General features: G+C 62.3%; 18 protein-coding genes. 14 read left to right on the forward strand and 4 right to left on the reverse strand.

Annotated elements, in window-relative coordinates; all coding sequences use genetic code 11:
* Window positions 1-16: 16 nt before the first annotated feature.
* Window positions 17-982, forward strand: a complete 966-nt coding sequence (locus AC1DVN_RS22455) for an endonuclease/exonuclease/phosphatase family protein (protein ID WP_020969367.1) — start codon at window positions 17-19, stop codon at window positions 980-982.
* A gap of 36 nt (window positions 983-1,018) precedes the next feature.
* On the opposite strand, the gene AC1DVN_RS22460 is transcribed toward AC1DVN_RS22455, so the two are convergent.
* Window positions 1,019-2,017: an Lrp/AsnC family transcriptional regulator gene (locus tag AC1DVN_RS22460; protein WP_223257884.1), complete on the reverse strand. Its 999-nt coding sequence runs from the start codon at window positions 2,015-2,017 to the stop codon at window positions 1,019-1,021.
* A gap of 136 nt (window positions 2,018-2,153) precedes the next feature.
* Between AC1DVN_RS22460 and AC1DVN_RS22465 the strand changes: the two genes are divergently transcribed.
* The 7 genes from AC1DVN_RS22465 (at window position 2,154) to AC1DVN_RS22495 (ending at window position 10,589) form a co-directional block, all read left to right on the forward strand.
* Window positions 2,154-3,497, forward strand: coding sequence for a DUF3100 domain-containing protein (locus AC1DVN_RS22465; protein WP_046379884.1), 1,344 nt, complete (start codon window positions 2,154-2,156; stop codon window positions 3,495-3,497).
* Window positions 3,498-3,581: 84 nt separating this feature from the next.
* The gene (locus AC1DVN_RS22470) at window positions 3,582-4,796 is read left to right on the forward strand and encodes an amidohydrolase (protein ID WP_046378407.1); all 1,215 of its coding nucleotides are present in this window, start codon (window positions 3,582-3,584) and stop codon (window positions 4,794-4,796) included.
* Window positions 4,793-6,151, forward strand: coding sequence for an L-serine ammonia-lyase (locus AC1DVN_RS22475; RefSeq protein ID WP_477845907.1), 1,359 nt, complete (start codon window positions 4,793-4,795; stop codon window positions 6,149-6,151). The genes AC1DVN_RS22470 and AC1DVN_RS22475 overlap by 4 nt, the downstream gene beginning before the upstream one ends.
* Before the next feature lie 125 nt (window positions 6,152-6,276).
* Entirely contained in the window at window positions 6,277-7,182 is a 906-nt protein-coding gene (locus tag AC1DVN_RS22480) for a hypothetical protein (protein ID WP_477845906.1), read from the forward strand.
* A 126-nt stretch (window positions 7,183-7,308) separates the two neighbouring features.
* Window positions 7,309-8,469 (forward strand): serine hydrolase domain-containing protein, encoded by a 1,161-nt coding sequence (locus tag AC1DVN_RS22485; protein ID WP_047888828.1) that lies wholly within the window; start codon window positions 7,309-7,311, stop codon window positions 8,467-8,469.
* 296 nt (window positions 8,470-8,765) lie between these two features.
* Window positions 8,766-9,452: a TetR/AcrR family transcriptional regulator C-terminal domain-containing protein gene (locus AC1DVN_RS22490; protein WP_020969360.1), complete on the forward strand. Its 687-nt coding sequence runs from the start codon at window positions 8,766-8,768 to the stop codon at window positions 9,450-9,452.
* Between the two features lie 9 nt (window positions 9,453-9,461).
* Window positions 9,462-10,589, forward strand: a complete 1,128-nt coding sequence (locus tag AC1DVN_RS22495) for an FAD-dependent oxidoreductase (RefSeq protein WP_046378404.1) — start codon at window positions 9,462-9,464, stop codon at window positions 10,587-10,589.
* Window positions 10,590-10,612: 23 nt separating this feature from the next.
* Here AC1DVN_RS22495 and AC1DVN_RS22500 read toward each other — a convergent pair whose 3' ends face one another.
* Together AC1DVN_RS22500 and AC1DVN_RS22505 are read right to left on the reverse strand one after the other, a co-directional pair.
* Window positions 10,613-11,455 carry an SDR family NAD(P)-dependent oxidoreductase gene (locus tag AC1DVN_RS22500; protein ID WP_020969358.1) on the reverse strand — a complete coding sequence of 281 codons (843 nt, stop codon included), beginning with the start codon at window positions 11,453-11,455 and terminating at the stop codon, window positions 10,613-10,615.
* A gap of 102 nt (window positions 11,456-11,557) precedes the next feature.
* On the reverse strand, window positions 11,558-12,301 hold the full coding sequence (locus AC1DVN_RS22505; protein ID WP_051720809.1) for a GntR family transcriptional regulator: 744 nt from the start codon (window positions 12,299-12,301) through the stop codon (window positions 11,558-11,560).
* Window positions 12,302-12,397: 96 nt separating this feature from the next.
* Here AC1DVN_RS22505 and AC1DVN_RS22510 point away from each other — a divergent pair, with 96 nt between their 5' ends.
* From AC1DVN_RS22510 to AC1DVN_RS22535, 6 genes are read left to right on the forward strand one after another with little or no spacing between them, the layout of a single operon-like run.
* Window positions 12,398-13,525 (forward strand): TIGR03364 family FAD-dependent oxidoreductase, encoded by a 1,128-nt coding sequence (locus tag AC1DVN_RS22510; protein ID WP_477994238.1) that lies wholly within the window; start codon window positions 12,398-12,400, stop codon window positions 13,523-13,525.
* A gap of 25 nt (window positions 13,526-13,550) precedes the next feature.
* The gene (locus tag AC1DVN_RS22515) at window positions 13,551-14,228 is read left to right on the forward strand and encodes a phosphonatase-like hydrolase (RefSeq protein ID WP_019748003.1); all 678 of its coding nucleotides are present in this window, start codon (window positions 13,551-13,553) and stop codon (window positions 14,226-14,228) included.
* Window positions 14,229-14,253: 25 nt separating this feature from the next.
* Entirely contained in the window at window positions 14,254-15,303 is a 1,050-nt protein-coding gene (locus AC1DVN_RS22520) for a 2-aminoethylphosphonate ABC transporter substrate-binding protein (protein WP_019748002.1), read from the forward strand.
* A 2-nt stretch (window positions 15,304-15,305) separates the two neighbouring features.
* Window positions 15,306-16,481 (forward strand): ABC transporter ATP-binding protein, encoded by a 1,176-nt coding sequence (locus AC1DVN_RS22525; RefSeq protein WP_477994239.1) that lies wholly within the window; start codon window positions 15,306-15,308, stop codon window positions 16,479-16,481.
* The gene (locus AC1DVN_RS22530; protein WP_019748000.1) at window positions 16,478-17,380 is read left to right on the forward strand and encodes a 2-aminoethylphosphonate ABC transporter permease subunit; all 903 of its coding nucleotides are present in this window, start codon (window positions 16,478-16,480) and stop codon (window positions 17,378-17,380) included. The genes AC1DVN_RS22525 and AC1DVN_RS22530 overlap by 4 nt, the downstream gene beginning before the upstream one ends.
* A complete protein-coding gene (locus AC1DVN_RS22535; RefSeq protein WP_019747999.1) occupies window positions 17,355-18,140 on the forward strand; it encodes an ABC transporter permease in 786 nt (261 codons plus the stop codon). The genes AC1DVN_RS22530 and AC1DVN_RS22535 overlap by 26 nt, the downstream gene beginning before the upstream one ends.
* On the opposite strand, the gene AC1DVN_RS22540 is transcribed toward AC1DVN_RS22535, so the two are convergent.
* Window positions 18,109-19,746 carry an AMP-binding protein gene (locus tag AC1DVN_RS22540; protein ID WP_477994240.1) on the reverse strand — a complete coding sequence of 546 codons (1,638 nt, stop codon included), beginning with the start codon at window positions 19,744-19,746 and terminating at the stop codon, window positions 18,109-18,111. The two genes, AC1DVN_RS22535 and AC1DVN_RS22540, sit on opposite strands and share 32 nt — an antisense overlap.
* Between the last annotated feature and the right edge of the window lie 68 nt (window positions 19,747-19,814).

The raw sequence follows: 19,814 nt of genomic DNA on the forward strand, positions 1-19,814 counted from the left end.
TTAGGTACCGTTTGGTATGGGATTCACGACGGACAACGTTCCGGCTCGCCGTATCGCTCAGGTCGCCGGGGTGGGTGGGATTGCCGTCGGTGTCATTGCGCTGATCTCGTTGTACTCCACCAAGCCGATCAACCCGTTGATCGCCGTGGCCTCCTTTGTCCCGATGCTGCTTGCAGTCACACTCGCAGCGTCCCTGATATGCCTGGTTTTTCGCCGCTGGATCCTGCTGGCGATCTCGGTGGTACTGACAGCGGTGGGCGCGTCGGTGATCAGTCCACTGTATGTAGCAAACAGTTCCGAAATCGACGGGCCGTCTCTGCGTGTAATGCAAGCGAACCTTCTCTTCGGGCAGGCAGACCCCGTCAGTTTGACTGCGACGGTGCGTGAGAAGGCAGTCGATGTCCTGACGGTTCAGGAACTGACCACATCACTCGAAGGCTCTCTGAGAGATCAAGGGCTCGAGCAACTGCTGCCGCATCACTACTTGGTACCGGACGAGGCCGGCGGGGGTGGCGCAGGTATTTACAGTCGTTATCCGCTGACGGAAACTCGGGAATTGAACGGCTTCGGACCTACCAATCTTGTTGCCGAAGTGGGATTCTCAACCCCGTTCACCCTTCTGGCGGTTCACCCCGGACCGGCGTACGTGACCCCGCCCGACGTGTGGACTGCCGAGCTGAGCACTTTGCGAAACGCGCTCGACGCCGCTGCCGCGGAGGGAACCGTCGTCGTCAGTGGCGATTTCAACACGACCTTCACGCACAAGCAATTCCGTGACCTTCTCGACGTCGGCTACTCCGATACCGCAGACCAATTGGGAGTCGGCATCGTTCGCACCTACCCGGCGGACAAAAAATTTCCCGCGATCGTCGGCATCGACCATGTACTTCTGCGGGGTGCACAGGCGAAGTCTCTCGAGCGCATCGAGATCGAAGGTTCCGATCACTACGGCTTGATCGTCGACGTGGCGATCCCCCAGTAACCGGAGAGCACCCGATCCGCGCGAACGCGTTACGGATCACCCGTGCTTCGGCATGCTTCGACCCGACACATCGATTGTTCGATGTAGATGATGCGGCGTACGCAGGACGATCGACCGGTCCACCACGGATACGCCCGGAAACTGCTCGGCGAGATAACCTTCCAAACGCTGCACGTCGTCGATCGAGCGCAGCCACACCGCCAATGCGATGTCGTAGCTGCCGATCGTCGAAGCAACAAGCCTCGCCTCACGCAGGAGGGAAAGGCGCTGAGCAATGGCTTCCTTTCGCCCCTCGAGACGTAAGAAATACCAGGCGTAGACCGGCCAGCCGGAGTAGGGCCGAGCAATCTCCGTGCGGACGACCAGGCGCCCCGTCGACAGCTCGTGAGAAAGGAGCGCCCCGGCGCGAGCCGGCGTGACGCCGAGGGCTGCAGCGAGGGCCGAGACGGTAATTCGTGGTTCGCGAGAAAGGATGTCGAACAGCTTCGACTGTTCCTCTTCGCTGGCGCGTACCCCACGACTCTTCGCCGCCGGGGCCGACTCGAGCGCGGCAATTTCTTCCGCATCGAGAGCACGTAGACGCCAGTTTCGTGCGTCGGAATTCGCCGAGGACACGATCTGAGTTCGCATCGCAGTGACCATCGGCAGCGATCGTGTTCGTTCCAAGACATACCTGGACAATTGATCGAGGTCAGTGCAGGTGAGCGTGACGAGTAGATCCCGATTGCCGGTTGTGAGATCGACTGTGAGAACTTCGGGATCGTGCGCGATCTGTTCGGCCACGCTCAAGGTCTGTGCCGGTGCGCATTCGATCTCGAGCAGTGCGGTCGCCGACACGATGGGACCCCCACGGTACGCAGCGATCCACGCTATCCCTTGCGAGTGCAGACGCTCCCAACGCCTGGTCAGGGTGACCGGGTCGGAACCGATCGCGCGTGAAAGCTCGGACCACGAGGCTCGCGGCCTGATCTGCAGTGCGTTCAACAGCCGAAGATCTTCGTCCTTGAGCACCTGATCCTGCACCGAGGACCTCACTTTCAAAAGAATGCTGCACCGAAACAGGATCGAAACGCATCGATCCTAACTTCATCACATCAATAGTCCACCAAATCCTGAACCTCGAGAACGCTTGCTTCTTGCGTTCGTTCGCCCCCTCGAGAAAGACACCGACATGACCGAAGCATTCCCTGTCTCGCATGACGATTCTCCGGTCAGCGATCAAACCGCGACGCGAAAGGTCGTTTTCGCCTTGAGGTCGCCACGCCTGTGGATCGTGGCGATTCTGCTCCTCGCGCTTGCGGCAGGTGCCCAACTGATCGGCCCCGCAGTGATTCCTGTCGGCGCTGCCGCCATCACGATCTTGCCCATGGTGTGGGGACTGATTGCCGGCGGTGCCGTCTCGAGTCAGAAGTGGAAACCTCTCGGCCTCGATCTTCAGGCCGCAGCCTCGGCAATCATGGGGTTGGCTGTTCTCTTGCTTTGCGCAAGACTGTCTTTCACCATCGGCCCGAACATCCAACTGCTGTTCGAGGCGGGCCCTGCCCTGCTACTGCAGGAACTGGGGCACTTGTTCGGCACTATCGCTCTCGCACTCCCGCTGGCGGTACTCCTTCGGATGGGACCGGCCACCGTCGGAGCCACCTTCTCCATCGACCGCGAGGGGTCCTTCGCGATGGTCAGTGAACGCTACGGTCCCGATTCCGACCAGTACCGTGGTGTCCTGTCGATGTACGTCTTCGGCACTCTGTTCGGTGCCGTGCTGATCAGCCTGATTGCGTCGCTGGCGACATCCTTCAACATCTTCGACCCCCTTGCATTGGCGATGGGTGCTGGGGTCGGATCCGGCTCGATGATGGCTGCCGCTGCCGCCAGCGTCGTTTCGGCACACCCCGAGATGGCCGACCAGGTACTCGCCGTAGCGGCAACATCCAACATCATCACCGGCCTCCTCGGCGTGTATGTCGGCATGTATGTCGCACTCCCCCTTGCCGATCGAATCTACGGCGCACTCACCAAGCGCTCGAAGTCGACCAGCGAACGGAAAGCCGACACTGCCCCACGAGCGGTTGCGCCGAGCGTCACCGTGCCGCTGACCACCATCGTTCCGATTCTGTTCGTCGGTGGGGTCATCGTCTCCTCGATCGCAGCGGGTGGCGTATCTCGATCGATCATCGTCGGTTACCTGATCCTCACCGGATTGTTGCTCCTGGGCGTCGGCGTGGCCCGCCTGACGCGCGGCAAGATCGCGGCGATGATCGCAATCATCACCATCGGCGCCTTGGCGACAACACCGTGGTCCCCCATCGGTGATTTCGTCTCGAGCACCGTCGGGACTGTCGACTTTCTCTCGATCTGCACCCTCACCTTGACTGTCGCAGGTCTCAGCCTCGGCAAGGACCTTCCCTTGCTCAAGACGATCGGCTGGAAGATCGTGCCCGTCGGAATCGTCGCGATCCTCGCCTCTTACCTACTTTCCGTGGTCGTCGCGGAGTTCGCGCTGGGCCTCTGGCACTAGAACTGCACCCGAAGACGCTCAGAACTGAAGACACCGCGATCCGAAGACACAGAGAACCAAAGATGTTGAAAGGAAGCAATACCCATGTCCATCGCTGACACCCTCACCCACACAGACTCGGTTTCGAGCACGATCGAGAAGTGGGCATCACGCCTCATCGATGTCAGCCACACGATCCATGCTCACCCAGAGCTGGCATTCGAAGAGCATCGGGCGTCCGCCCTCTTGGCGGACGCCGCACAGGAAGCCGGCTTCACGGTTACTCGCGCCGCCTACGGCCTCGAGACGGCATTCGAAGCTGTGCGAGGCTCCGGCCCCTTCCGCGTCGTAGTCTGCGCCGAGTACGACGCCCTTCCCGACATCGGTCATGCGTGTGGACACAATGTCATCGCCGCTGCCGGACTGGGAGCAGCTATCGCGCTCGGAGAGGTCGCGGAGGAACACGGCCTGACCGTCGTCCTTCTCGGTACGCCGGCCGAAGAACATGGCGGCGGGAAAGTCTTGCTGCTCGAACGTGGCGCATGGGAGGGCGCGGCGATGTCGATCATGGTCCACGGCGCTGCAGGTGAAGACGTCAGTTGCACCGTCACCGGAACGCAGGCAGTCGACCGGTTCGACGTGACCTACACCGGACGAGCCGCACACGCGGCCGCTGCGCCACACAAGGGCATCAACGCAGGTGACGCCGCCACGATCGCCTTGGTCGCCATCGGACTTCTCCGTCAACAACTTCCGTCCGACGTCAGGCTCAACGCCTACGTCGAGCACGGCGGCGAAGCAACAAACATCATTCCGGCCTCGACGTTGGTGCGAGCGGAAGTTCGGGCCGCAGAACTCGACGTGCTGTTGGACGCCAAGCGTCGCATGCTCGCCTGCTTCGAGGGCGCAGCTGTGGCCAGCGACTGCTCCTGGTCGACCGAACGCGCCGAACCGCGCTACGAGGAGCTTGTTCAACATCGCGTGCTGGCGACGATCTGGGACGAGGAGATCGCGAGCCTGGGCCGCACCGCGGCCGCCCGAACTCCCCTGACCGGCGGCTCGACGGACATGGGCAACGTGTCGAAGGTGGTCCCCTCGATCCACCCGATGATCGCGTTGCGCGGCGTCACCGGAGTTCCTCACACTATCGAATTTGCCGCTGATGCCCGCTCCGCAGCGGGCGACGAAGCTGTTCTGCACGGAGCAATCGCAATGGCGCGCACAGTGATCCGAGCCGCAACCGGGGACTCGCGCTCCAACCTCCTGACGATTGCGGCCCAGCGCGAGTCAGGAGCGACCACCGTCACGAGCGCCGAATGAGCACCACCGGCGTCTATGTTTCCGCTCTCGAATTCTTCTCCATCGGCATCGGACCCTCCAGTTCACACACGGTCGGTCCGATGCGCGCCGCCCACACTTTCGGCGGCGAGCTCTCCGCCGCCGGCTTGACCGCGTCGGTCGACCGAATTCGCTGCAACCTGCACGGCTCTCTCGCCGCCACCGGAATAGGTCACTGCACTCCCGACGCGGTGATTGCGGGACTTCGTGGGTTGGATCCTGAAACGTGCGAGCCGACCGACGTTCACGGGCGCTGGGCCGAACTGTCGGACGGCGGATCGGTGATGCTCGTCGGTGGCTCACTCGAACACGTAGTGTTCACTCGCGAGGACATGGTGTTCGAGCCACTCGTTCGCCGTCACGGGCACCCCAACTCGATGACACTGACAGCCTTCAAGGGTAACGAAATCGTCTGTACGAGTACATATCTGTCGATCGGTGGCGGATTCGTACTGCGCGCCGGAACGGAGACGCAAGCAAGCGCGCATTCGATCAACTCACGCTATCGAACCGCGAAAGAGCTACTGGCGGAATGCGGCTCCGGAACCATCGCCGAGCTGGCACTGTCGGACGAAATCGCGATGCATGGCCAGGATCGGGCATTCGCCGGCATCGACGCGATCTGGTCCGCGATGCGCGCATGCATCGAACGCGGCACCCAGACCGAAGGTGTATTGCCCGGGCGTCTCGGAGTTCGCCGAAGAGCACGGTCTGCGAACATTCAACTGGAACAACGTAACTGCGCACCATCCTCACGCGAGTGGCTGACCGTCTATGCCATGGCGGTCAACGAAGAAAATGCAGCAGGTGGCCGCGTGGTAACGGCTCCGACGAACGGTGCCGCAGGCATCGTGCCGGCGGTGCTCTATCACCACATACGTGCGACGGGCGCAGGCGTTCACGACGTTCGAACCTTTCTCCTCACCGCTGCCGCAATCGGATCGATCATCAAGGCGAATGCCTCGATCTCGGGTGCGGAGGCGGGGTGCCAGGGTGAAGTCGGAGCTGCCTGCGCGATGGCGGCAGCCGGCTTGTGCGCTGTCATGGGCGGATCACCACGACAAATCGAGAATGCAGCTGAGATTGCCATGGAACACCATCTGGGGCTGACCTGCGATCCGGTTGGTGGCCTGGTCCAAATCCCCTGCATCGAACGAAATGCCGTAGCCGCCTCGACTGCAGTCACCGCAGCTCAGCTCGCATACCTGGGTGACGGGACGCATGTAGTGAGCCTCGATACCGTCATCGAAACCATGCGCCAAACCGGAAACGACATGTCCGTGCGTTACAAGGAAACCAGTGAAGGCGGACTCGCCGTCAATGTCGTCGAGTGCTGAGGGGATGTCGACGGCAGCGGCGACGGCGGGCGGACGCCATCACCGGAAATATCATCCTCTCGAACGATGAAGTCCGGTGTACCGATTTCTACACTCGTTGACATGACCTTGTGGACGGTGACCAGATGATCGCTCATCACGCTGGAGGAATCCCACTGCACAACTCTCCACTGCACAACACTGCGGGGCCGACGCGCTCGACGCAGTCCTCCGGTCGCAAGATCGCCGCGTTGATCGCGTTGGTCGCCGGTTTCTCCGCTGCCTTCGTTCTCGCCCCGGGCATGCTGACGAGTAGGCCGGGCGATGGGTACGCAGGCGAGGGGGAACTCGTCGAGACGGTCCGCGCCGCGTTCGTCGAATACTGGAGTTCCGGTGTCCAAGCCTTCTCTCCGAGCTTGGAGTCCGCTGTCGACTACTGGCTGCGTTACCACGTGGCCAAGGCTGTGATCGCGGTAATCCTGCTGACGGTTCTGCTCGCACTCGGCCGCATGGTCAAGGCGTCGTTCGTGAACGCCGGCTCTCTGACGGTTGTAAAGAAACTCGCATTCGTCTCGGCGGGAGGCCTGGTCACGCTCCTCGCGCTGTTCTCTTCGGTACTCGTGATGGCAAATGTCCAAGGTGTTGTCGCACCCTTCTCTTCGCTGATCTCGATGTTGCCCGTGGCCCAGACGGATGGGGCACTCTCCGAAACTGTCGGGCAGGTCCGACAACAGCTCGCTCAGTCGACGGCCACCGGAAATCAGCAAAGTCCCGCCCTCGAACTGATGATCAGCGACTTCGCGCGGTATCACTTGGCCATGGCGGTGATCGCGCTGATCGCGGCAGCAATATCACTGGCCGTGACTGTGGTCGTGTGGGCACGCTTCGCGAGAACGGCACGATCCGACAGGCGGACGAGATTCATATCGGGGTCGATAGGCCTTTTCACTGCACTGTTCACGCTGGGATTGATCGTTGTCGGCGTAGCAAATATGGGCACCGCGGCAGACCCCGCACCGGCGCTGGCGGCGTTCTTCGACGGCGGGCTCTGACCCAAGTCAAGGGTTCAGGCCAGGGTTCCGTAGTCCCCCGGTACCGGTTGAGGAGGTACCTGGGGACTGCGTCTGCCGTACCCGGGGTCGATGTGTGAGTGCCCTCGGACAGGCAGAGTTCGACTCATGAAAACCGGAGCAAGACGCATCATGCTTGTCGGCCTGTGCAGCGCCATGGTTGCCGGCGCTGTAATCAGCTGCAGCACGGACAAATCCGCAGACAATCCCACATCCACCACTGACAAGGTCATGGACTCTGCCATCACCGGCCAGCTCGATTCGATCATCGACGCTGCGGTGAATTCGACGGGGATTCCCGGTGCGATGGTGGGCATTTGGGGACCCGACGGCAACTATGTGAAGGTTGCAGGAGTCGCCGACACTGCAACCAAGGCACCGATGGAGACCGACTTCTACCACCGGATCGGTAGCGTCACCAAGACATTTACCGTCACCGCCCTGCTGCAATTGGTCGACGAGGGAAAGATCGGTCTCGACGATCCGATCTCCCAGTACGTCGACGGGGTCATGGAAGGTGATGCGATCAGCTTGCGTCATCTGGCAGGGATGCGCAGCGGCCTCGTGGACTACACGACGTCTGAACAGTTTGTGATGGAATATCTTTCGGATCCTCGCCGAACTTTCACACCGGAGGAACTCGTCGGATACGTCAAGGACCTCCCACTCCAACTTCGACCAGGGACCACCGTCGACTACTCGAACACCAACACTATTCTGCTGGGAATGGTGATCGAAAAGGTCTCCGGCTCAAAACTGTCGGACGTCATCGACACCAAGATCACGACACCACTCGGCATGGAGCACACCAGCTTTCCCACGACCAACGCGTTCCCGACACCACACGCACAGGGTTACACCAACCAAACGCTCGACGAATCCGTGACCGCGGCGACGGACTGGAATCCGTCGTGGGGCGGCGCCGCGGGTGCAATGATCTCGTCGTTGGACGACATGCGCATCTGGGTTCCGGCGCTGGCCAAGGGCGATCTCCTCACCGACGACACTCAGAAGCAGCGCCTGCAGACCGTGAACTTGAGCGAAGGGGACGACAGCTCCGGCTACGGACTCGGATTGTTCAACAGCGGTGGCTGGATCGGTCACAACGGAAGCCTGCCCGGCTACAAGACAGTCTCGGTCTACTTGCCCGAGAAGGACACCACCCTGGTTGTCTTCATCAACACCGACATCGACGGCGAGACTGATCTGACCAGCGCGTTGATGGTACCGATCACCAAGTTGATCAGCCCCGACAACGTCTACGGCTGATCACTTCAGGTCCGATCGACAATTCCGACAAACGTGACATATCGGGTTCGATCTGTCGATAAGCTCGACCGTCGGCAGATCGAAACCCGAAAGAGGCGCTCATGGGATCGTTGAACGACTGGCTACTCAACAGCGACAGCCCGCTCGTGGGCATAGTCGGCGGCATCCTGCTGACGATCGCAATGCTCTCCGGCGGTACGGGCATGTAGCCCATTCACATCAGCATGTGATTCGTGACATCTTCACGTGACTCAACGAACATGTTCGTTACGAACATGTTCGTGTACCGTGAAAATATGCCCAATCAGCCAGCAAGTCCATCGAGCCGACGCAATCGTCCGGCCAAACCCGCTCTGACACGCGAGGGCATCGTCAGTACCGCGGTGGAAATCTTGCGGTCGGAGGGGTTGCAGAAGTTGACCATGCGTCGACTCGCCCTCGAACTCGACACCGGGCCGGCGTCGCTGTACGTGTACGTTCAAAATACCGCCGAATTGCACGCCGCCGTTCTGGACGAACTGCTCGGAGTCGTGGACCTCGCCGAAAATTCCTCCGGCACTTGGCAAGCGCGCCTCGAACGGGTGCTGACGTCCTACACGGCCATACTGTTCGATCATCCCGGCCTTGCCCAGTCGGCTCTCGTTTCCCGGCCCAGCGGAGTTCACTACGTACGCCTGCTCGAGCGCCTGCTGGCATTGCTCGACGAAGGCGAAGTCCCTTCGGGTCAAGCCGCGTGGGGCGTGGACTTGCTGCTGCAGTACGCGACGTCCACTGCTGCCGAACACTCGGCGCCGAACAATTCTGCCGACTCGGATGCCCAATGGAGCGCGTTGACCGACGCAATCCGGAACGCAAACCCGCAGACGCACCCACTCGTCGCAGGCCATGCAACAGCTCTACTTGCCGGTGAACCCACCGCGCGCCTCTCCTGGGGATTCCGCACGCTCATCACGGGCATCGAGAACACTCCACTCACTTCTTAGGAACCCACCATGAACCACTACCCCATCGCAATCATCGGCGCCGGCCTCGGCGGCCTCACCCTCGCCCGAGTCCTCCATCTCCGCGGAATCGATTCGGCGGTATTCGATTTCGAATCCGGACCAACAGCTCGGACCCAAGGCGGGATGCTCGACATCCACGAAGACTCGGGCCAGATCGCGCTTCGTGCCGCAGGCCTCTACGACGAGTTCCGCGCACTCGTTCATCAAGGCGGCGAAGAGACACGCGTCCTCGATCGAAATGCCGTCGTGCACCTGAGCGAGCAGGACACCGGAGACGGCGACCGCCCGGAAATCGACCGCGGCCAGCTGCGTGACCTACTGCTCAGCTCAATTCCGAAAGAAACAATCCGCTGGGGAGCAAAGGTCCGCAGTGCCCATCCGTTGCCGGACGGTCGGCATGAAGTCCACCTCGTGGATGGCACCCACTTCACCACCGATCTCCTGGTCGGAGCCGACGGCGCGTGGTCGAAAATTCGCCCACTGGTTTCAAACGCCACTCCTGCCTATACCGGAGTATCTTTCGTGGAGTTCGACCTTCACGACGCCGACAACCAGCACGCGAAGGCCGCTGAAACAGTCGGCGGCGGAATGATGTTCGCGCTCAGTGCCGACAAGGGCTTCCTTGCCCACCGTGAGACCGACAACAGTCTGCACATCTACGCCGCCCTGCGGGTTCCCGAGAACTGGTCAGCGAGTGTCGACTTCTCCGACGATCATATTGCGAAGAAGATTCTGCTGGAACACTTCTCGGACTGGGACGAGTCGCTGCGGTCACTGATCGTCGAAGCGGACAGCTCGCTGACCCCTCGCCCCATCCATGCTCTTCCCATCGGGCACAGTTGGAGCCGTACTCCCGGGGTCACTCTGCTCGGGGACGCAGCGCATGTCATGTCGCCGTTTGCCGGAGAGGGCGCGAACCTGGCAATGCTCGACGGCGCCGAACTCGGCGAGGCGATCGCGTCACATAGCGGCACGGAGGAAGGACTTGCTGCCTACGAAGAACGACTCTTCCCACGCAGCGCCGCATCGGCACAACAGTCGGCTGACGGTCTGGACATGTGCTTCGGCGAGAACGCACCCCAGGGGCTCCTGGACATGTTCAACTCACAACCGTGACCTGACGAATTCGGATCAGGTCGTCATGCCTCGAGGGCAAGCGACGAAGACAAACCACGGTGGGCTTCGACTTCATCGAGCAGTTGGTGGGCTTTCTGCTCGACCACGGACAGTGCATCGGCGCCGGCGACCCACCGACGCGGGGGTAGCGGCGAATCGACAAGTGCCACAAGTGCCGCTGCAAGTTTCACCGGATCCCCACCCTGGGCACCGTTCATGCTCTTCCACGCTTCGACGGTCTTGCCAGTCCGAGCGTCGTAGTCGTCTATCGACAATTCAGGCCAGATCGACGACGCACCCTCGACAAGCAGTTCGGTCCGGAAGAATCCCGGCTCCACGATCGTCGTCCCGATTCCGTACGGTTCGACGTCGAATCGCAATGATTCCATCCAGCCCTCCAGCGCAAATTTCGACGCGGCGTAGGCTGCGCAAAACTCCTGACCAACCAGGCCCGCAAGCGAACTGACAGTCACGACATGTCCACTCCGTTGCCTACGCATCACCGGCAACACCGCCCGTGTCACATTGATCGGCCCGAAAAAGTTGGTCTCCATCTGAGCGCGAAGTTGCGCCGGACTGACAACCTCGAAGAACCCGGCGTAGAAGTTTCCGGCGTTGTTCACCAGCACATCGATTCCACCGAATCGCGCAACTGCCGTGTCCACCGCAGCATATGCGGCTTGTTCGTCAGTGATGTCCAAGGCAATCACCAACAGGTCGTCATGCTCACCGATCGCTGCAGAAACACGGTCCGCATCACGCCCCGTTGCCACCACCGCGTGCCCGCCGGCAAGAGCCGCCTGAGCAATGTCGACTCCCATGCCCCGGCCTGCGCCGGTTACGAACCAGACCTTCTTGTCACCCATGTTCACTGTCCTCCCGTTTGATGGAGTCCAGTACAGAACAGATTCCACGGGCCTGGGAGTGCCTATCGTTCCCGGTAACAGCAGACCCCCTCGACGCCCCTCCTACTCGCGAAGAGTCGTCAAGAAGGCAATACGGTCACCACGGTAGAGCGAACGAACGCGCTCGATCGGCACACCCTCCGGATCGACGGAGGTCCGGTGCAGCAGAAGCATCGGCATCGAGGTCGTGGACTCGACGAGCGTTGCCTCACGCGGTGACGCGAGCACCGTCTCGATCCGTTCGGTTGCGGAGGCGAAGACCACGCCGATGGAACGGATAGCCGCGTACAGCGACGTCGTGGCATCGAAAGCGTCGAGCATTTCACCGAACCTGCTGTCCGGCAGGAAGGTTGATTCGAGTCCGATCTTCTCGCCGTCGGCAAAGAGGACACGCTCGAGATGAACGACGCTGTCGCCCACCTCGATACCCAACTCCGTGGCGAGACCGTCGTCGGCCGACATTCGTTCGAACGTCACAACCTTACGACTGGGCACTCGCCCAGCACTCAGTGCGCCTTCGGTATAAGAACGAATCGAGAGCGGCTGAACCAACTTCGGACTCGCGACGACAGTGCCCCGCCCCCTCCGCTCGATCCGTCCTTCGACAAGCAGATCACGAAGCGCTTGACGGACCGTCTCGCGAGCGACAGTGAACCGTGCCGCCAATTCCCGCTCGGACGGGACTGCGTCGCCCTCCTCGAGCCCACTGAGAATGGTCTCGATCTCGGTGCGCACCCGGTAGTACTTCAGCTCCGGTTCGATCACGACGCTCGAGGTCCCCGGCCCGGTGGACGTCTGCTGATTCATGGCGCAAGCGTACAAGAATTCGGTCTATACCAATTGTTAACCTGGAGTTCGTCTCGATTCCCCCTATTGGTCTAGACCAAACGTCACTATCTCTACATGCGAATTTTGATTGTGGGCGGAGGAATCCTCGGAACGGCGCACGCCGACGAGGCAATCCGCCGGGGACACGACGTCATCCATCTCGAACGCGAGCCCGAAGCCCGCGGTGCAACGGTACGGAACTTCGGATTGGTCTGGGTATCCGGGCGTGCTCCGCACGAACTCGAAGCCGCGCTGCGTTCGCGCGAGCTGTGGGCGGACCTTGCCGCCCGTGTCCCCGGCGTCGGATACCGCCCGGCCGGCTCCATCACCCTCATGCGCACCGAGGAGGAGGTCGCGGTCGCGCAGGAAGCATTCGCTCGGCCCGACGCCGACAACCGAGGGTTCGCACTTCTCGATCCCGACGCCGTTCGCGTCGTCAACCCCGCGCTCCGGGGCAAGTTTCTCGGCGGACTGCACTGCACCCTGGACGCCGCTGTCGAGTCACGGCAAGCGCTCCCCGCCATCCGTTCTTACCTCGAATCCACCGGCCGTTACACCTTCCACGCCGGAACGGAAGCCCGCGAGATCACGACGAACACCTCCGGCGTACACATCCGCGACGACCACGGTCGCAACTTCGACGCCGATCTCGTGATCGTCTGCCCCGGAGCAACACTCGGCGGATTGGCCCGCGATCTCGCCGGCGATCTCCCGTTGCGACGTGTGCGCCTGCAGATGATGCAGAGCGCCCCACTCGGCGAAAAGCTCACCACCGCAATCGCTGACGGTGACAGCTTCCGCTACTACCCCGGTTTCGCCGGATCTGCCCTCGATCACCTTCGCACGGTGCAGCCACAGGAACCGACTGCCGAGGAGCACCGCATGCAACTCCTGTGCGTGCAGCGCTTGCACGGCGGACTGACCATCGGTGACACCCACGAATACGAGGAGCCCTTCGACTTCGACGTCGACGAGTCGCCCTATCGCCATCTGTCCGGAGTGGTGGAAACACTTCTGGGACGCGATCTTCCGCCCATCGTCAAGCGATGGGCGGGCGTCTACAGCCAGTGCCTCGACCCCTCACAACTTGTTCACCGCGCACAAGCCGCCGACAACGTCTGGGTGGTTGCCGGTCCCGGTGGCCGCGGCATGACGCTCGGCCCGGCATTGGCGGAACAAACCGCCGACAAGCTCGGTCTCTGAATCCTTCCGACACGAAAGACTTCTCATGTCTCCCATCACCCTTGCCGTTCTCGACATGGCCGGCACCACCGTCGCCGACGACGGACTGGTTCTTCGCGCGTTCGCCGCCGCTGCCGAAGCCGGCGGACTGCCTGCCGAAGGCCCGGAAGCCGACGCCGCTCGCCAGTACGTCCTCGACACCATGGGCCAGTCGAAGATCGTCGTGTTCCGGGCGATCTTCGGTGACGAGAACCGCGCCCAGGCCGCGAACGCCGCCTTCGAAACCACTTACGATTCCCTCATCGACCAGGGCCTGGCCGAGCCGATCCCTGGCGCGGAGAAGGCGATCACCACACTGCGCGAGGCCGGCATCAAAGTTGCCTTGACCACCGGTTTCAGCCGATCGACGCAGGACAAACTCCTCGTCGCACTCGGCTGGGAAACCCTCGCCGATCTCACCCTCTCCCCCGCCGAGGCCGGTCGCGGTCGACCGTACCCGGACCTGATTCTGACTGCCCTGCTCAAACTTTCGATCGACGACGTCCACCAGATCGCCGTACTCGGCGACACGTCCAACGACGTGCTCAGCGGCATTCGCTCCGGCGCATCCATCGTCGCCGGAACTCTGACCGGCGCACACGACGAGCAACAGCTTCGCGACGCCGGAGCCACCCACATCGTCCCGTCCGTGACGGAGTTCGCCGAACTCCTCACCCACTCCTGATCTCACCTCCGAAAAAGGAATCGTCATGCGTCTACGCCCGAGCATCGCTGCGGCCGCTCTCGCCGTGTCCGTCCTTTCGTTCACCACTGCCTGCGGTGGCACCGGCACTGCTGCCGGATCAGATACCGAGACCGTCACCGTCTACAGCGCCGACGGTCTGTCCGGTTGGTACAAGGGAAGATTCGACGCCTTCACCGCGCAGACCGGTATCGCCGTCAACCTCGTGGAAGCCGGATCCGGCGAGGTCGTCTCGCGGGTCGAGAAAGAACAGTCCAACCCACAGGCGGACGTGATCATCACGCTGCCGCCGTTCATCCAGAAGGCCGACGCCCAAGGTCTGCTCGAGCCCAGCGGAATCGACACCTCCGCCGTTCCCGCGGACGAGAAGGACGACGCCGGCAAATACGTACCCGTCGTCGAGAATTACCTCTCGTTCATCGCCAATCCGACTGCGTCACCCGCCCCACAATCTTGGGACGACCTGCTCACTGATCAGTTCAAGGGCAAGTTGCAGTACTCCACGCCCGGCCAGGCCGGCGACGGTACCGCGGTGTTGTTGCTGCTCCAGCATCTGATGGGCAAGGAAGGCGCACTCGACTACCTCGGAAAGCTCCAGGCCAACAACGTCGGTCCCTCGTCCTCCACCGGAAAGCTCCAGCCCAAGGTCAGCAACGGAGAACTCCTGGTCGCCAACGGTGACGTCCAGATGAACCTCGCCTCCATCGCCGACGACGGCTCGAAGTTCGACATCTTCTTCCCCGCGGGAGCCGACGGCGCTCGCACCACCATTGCACTGCCCTACGTGATGGGCCTCGCCAAGAGCGCACCGAGCAGCGAACAAGCCAAGAAGTTGATGGAGTTCCTGCTCTCCGAAGAATCCCAGAAGACCGTCGCCACCGATGCACTCGGCGTATCGGTCCGCGAGGACGTCCGAAGCAGTGCCGGTGAATCGACCGACAAGAACACGCCGTCGGGAGTTCTGCAGGGCGTCAACGTGTGGACCCCGAACTGGAACGACGTCCTCAGCTCGCTCGACGCCGACATCGCCGCTTACCAGAAAGCCACCGGGAGCTGATCATGGCAAGAACCAGACTGGGGCGGACGCTCCCCGAGACCGTCGGTGTTCACGGAGTGATCGAACATTCCGCTCCGGCCATCACCTTCGATCGCGTCAACGTCGCCTACGGCCGCGGGAAGACCGCAACCCATGCACTCGTCGATTTCAATCTGCGAGTGGCACCGGGTGAAACTGTGGCACTGCTGGGGCCCAGTGGATCCGGCAAGTCGACCGCTCTGAAGGCCCTCGCGGGATTTGTCCGCCCCACGTCCGGTTCCGTCAAGCTCGGCACCCGAGACGTCACCAATCTGCCTCCCGCACAACGCGGTATCGGCGTCGTCGTTCAGTCGTACGCACTCTTCCCGCACATGCGAGTTTCCGAGAACGTAGCCTTCGGACTCCGAGCCCATCGCGTGCCGCGGTCGGAGATCGGCCCTCGCGTAGCCGAAGCCCTCGACATGGTCGGGATGTCGGCGTACGGAAAGCGCCTTCCCCGTGAGCTTTCCGGCGGTCAACAGCAGCGAATCGCAATCGCCCGAGCCTTGGCAATTCGCCCTGGAGTACTCCTCCTCGACGAACCACTGGCCGCCCTGGATGCGCAACTTCGCGAGAGCATGCTCGGCGAACTGGCGAGACTGCGCGCCGCACTACCTGACACAGCCATGCTCTATGTGACGCACGATCAGAGTGAAGCCCTGGCGCTCGCAGACCGAATCGCAGTGATGCGCAACGCCAGACTCGCGGACATCGACACCGCCGAGGCCTTGTGGAAACGCCCGCCGTCCAGCTTCACCGCGGCCTTCCTCGGGGGTGCCAACCTGCTGCCCTGCACCGTCACACGCGTCATCGGCACCTCCGCACTGGTCTCGATCGGTGGCACGCCGTTCACCGCTCACGCCCCGCAGCCCGAGATCGGGCACATCGAATGGGAGTCCGACATGGACGCCTACCTGTGTGTTCGTCCACACGCGGTAGGCGTAACCGGCGTCGGCGCACGAGGATCATTCCCGGCGCGCATCGTCTCGAGCGTCTGGCGCGGTTCCACGACGCGACTGACGCTGGCTGTCCGTGGCCTCGACGACGTCCGCGTCGACGTGGATGTTCCAGGGCACGACGAACGACCGGTCGACACCGAAGTGGGCGTCGTCTTGCCCACGGACGGCAGTGTCCTGGTGCCGGCGGATCGCCACCCATGACGACAACCTTGGAACGCCCTGAAACCGCTGTGCCCCAGCACAAAGACCCCATCCCCTGGCGCCGGATCGGGTGGACGCTACCGCCACTGCTTCTTGTCCTCGTGTTTGCTGTCTATCCCACTGCGCGTGTCCTCACGGAATCGCTGAGCACCGGAAGCGGCACCGGGTTGTCCACGTGGTCCTCCGTGCTCGGTTCGGAACTGTTCCGAACCGCACTGTGGCGGACCATCCAGATCGCCGTGGCGTCGACTCTGGGGTGCCTGATCCTGGGAACCTTCCTCGCCTTGGTGCTTGCCTTCGTTCCATTCGCCGGATCCAAGGTGGTGGGGCGATTGATCGACACCGTGCTCGCCCTGCCGTCATTCCTGATCACGCTGGCGTTCACGTTTCTGTACGGCACGGCCGGCGCCGTCAACGCCTTGATCATCAGCATCACCGGCGACGCGAGCGGCCCGCTAAATTTCCTGAACACTCCGTTCGGAGTCATCGCGGCCGAAATCACCTTCTTCACACCCTTTGTCGTGCGTCCGCTATTGGCCGCGTTCACCCAGATTCCGCGTGAACAGCTCGACGTTGCAGCCAGTCTCGGCGCGTCACCCGTCCGAGTTCTGCGGCAGGTGGTGATGCCGGAAGCGTGGCCAGCCCTCCTGGCCGGTGGATCGCTCGTACTTCTGATGACACTGAATGAATTCGGCATCGTGCTCTTCACCGGAGCAAAAGACGTCGTAACTCTTCCGGTCCTCATCTACACCCGCGGCATCGTCACCTTCGACTTGCCCGGCGCGGCAGTGATCGCGACGGTCCAGGTCGCACTCTCACTCGGCCTGTACTGCCTCTACCGATTCACCTTCAACAGATTGATGGGAGGAAGCCGTGCTGCTGTGGACACGAAGCTCTAGGGCTCTCGTACTCGGATTCTTCACCCTCGTCGTCGCGGTGGTTTTTGTCGCGCCCATCGCCACCGTCGTCGCAGCTGCCTTGGCCGGATCGTGGACCGGTCCACTTCCGTCGAATCTCGGCGGCAAGAACTTCTCCACGGCGCTGTCCGACGAGAACTTCGCCAGCCTGATCGTCAGTTTGCAGACTGCGTTCATCTCGGGAGCACTGGCATTGATCGTCGGAACGTGGGCCGCGCTGGCCTCTCGTGAGGCACCGATGTGGCTGCGGCGCATCACCGATGCCGTATTCCATTTACCGATTGCGGTTCCGTCGGTCGCGATCGGCTTGGGTCTGCTCATCACTTTCAACGAGCGCCCACTACTGCTCGGCGGCACCAAATGGATCGTGATCCTCGCTCACACGGTTCTCGTGCTTGCCTTTGCCTTCAGTTCCGTATCGGCCGCGCTCGAACGGCTCGATCCCGCCTACCGTCAAGCTGCCGAATCACTCGGCGCCGGCCCAGTGCGGGTGCTGACGCGGGTGACGCTACCGCTGCTGCTCCCAGCGTTGGGTGCGGCCGCCGGGCTTTCCATCGCACTGTCGATGGGTGAGCTGGGCGCAACGGTCATGGTCTACCCGGCGACATGGAAGACCTTGCCGGTCAGCATCTTCGGACTCACCGACCGCGGCCAGGTATTTCTTGCCGCAGCAAATACGACACTGCTGCTTGCAGTTACCCTGATCGCCCTCATGGTGGTCGGCAGAATCCGTCGGCGCTGACCTTGCTGTGCGCCTTTATTAACCGCCCGCGGTTAATAAAGGGAACAAAGTGCACCGTGCGTGGGTACGCGTGCGCTGCAAACTTCTTCTTCACCAGGGTTTGCAGTTCCTTCTCGAGTTCGTCGTCACCGTCGACACCTTCGCGAAGTACGACGAACGCCTCGAGGACCTCACCGCGCAACTCGTCGGGCATGCCCACCACTGCCGCCTCGATGACGTGCTCGTGCATGACCAGCACGCTCTCGACGTCGAAGGGACCGATGCGGTAGCCCGCCATGATGATGACGTCGTCGTCGCGCGAGGAGAAGAAGAAGAATCCGTCCTCGTCCGTCATTCCGGCGTCACCGGTGATGTACCAGCGACCGTCTTCGCTGAATCGCTGCTTCGTCTTCTCCGGCGCATCGACGTATCCGGTGAACCACATCAACGGGCTGTTGTGAGTATCGATCGCCACGCGTCCCTGAGTGCGAGCCGGTGCGATGTCATCCGAATTGTCCTCCAGCACAGCGGCAGACCAGCCCGGCAACGGACGACCCATGGATCCTGGACGGACGTCCTCGCGGAGTCCGTCGGCCCAGGCGTTGACGATGAACATGCCGTGCTCGGTCTGGCCGTAGTGATCACGAACCTCGACGCCCAACGAGTTCTTCGACCACGCAACAACATCGGGAGTCAAGGGCTCACCGGCCGAGGACGCGCGGCGAAGCGAGATGCCTTCCGGAACGGGTGCCTTGTCGGCACGCAGACTGCGGTACACGGTCGGAGCAGCGGCAAAATTGGTGACACCGAACTTCTCGATGATCTGCCACGTCAGCGGCGCGGAGAATCCGGCGTGCAGCAGAATGCTTCGCGTTCCCGCGGCAAGCGGACCGAGCAACGCGTAGTACAGCCCGTACGCCCAGCCCGGGTCTGCGGCGTTCCAGAACACGTCGTCCTGACGGACGTCGAGGCCGAACTCCTGGTAGGCGTGGAACGACGCGAGCGCGCGCACCGGAACCGGCACGCCCTTGGGTGTCCCCGTGGTGCCACTGGTGAACAACTGCACCATCGGTGCGTTGCCGCCGACTGCCTGAGCAGCGCCCTTCGGGTCTTCTGCATCCTGAGCTGCGACAAGTGCATCGAAGTCCAACTCGTCACCGGCCGCGCCGCCCGCGACGATGACCTGCCACGCTGCGTCGGCGGGGATGTCCTCGCCCGGCGCGAGCTTGTCGAGCTGATTGGCGTCGGAAACGACCACCTTCGCGCCACTGGCCGTCAAGCGGAAAGCGATGGCCGGCGAAGCGAACGCCGTGAACAAGGGCACGTGGACCGCGCCGCGGCGCCAGATTCCGAGGAGCGCGACCACGAGGTCCGCAGACTTGCCCATCAAGGTCGCGACGTTGTCACCCGGCTCGACTCCGAGGTCCGCCAGAGCTGCCGCGAAACGCGCGGACTGCTCACGTAGATGACCGTATGTGAGGTCCACCGAGCTAAGGTCTGCCTCGACGACGGTGAATGCAACGCCATCCGCGGGATGCCGATCGCAGAGCAATTCTGCGGCGCTGGCATGCGGGGTGTCGTACTGGTCCAGCAGCTCGCGCACCCGTGCGGTGGGATCGGTGCTCATCAACTTGCTCCTTATCGATCGTCGTATGGTTGGCCCGACCGGTTACGTTGGCGGCTCGTCATACGTAC

The organism is Rhodococcus sp. P4_E4, from assembly GCF_056401575.1.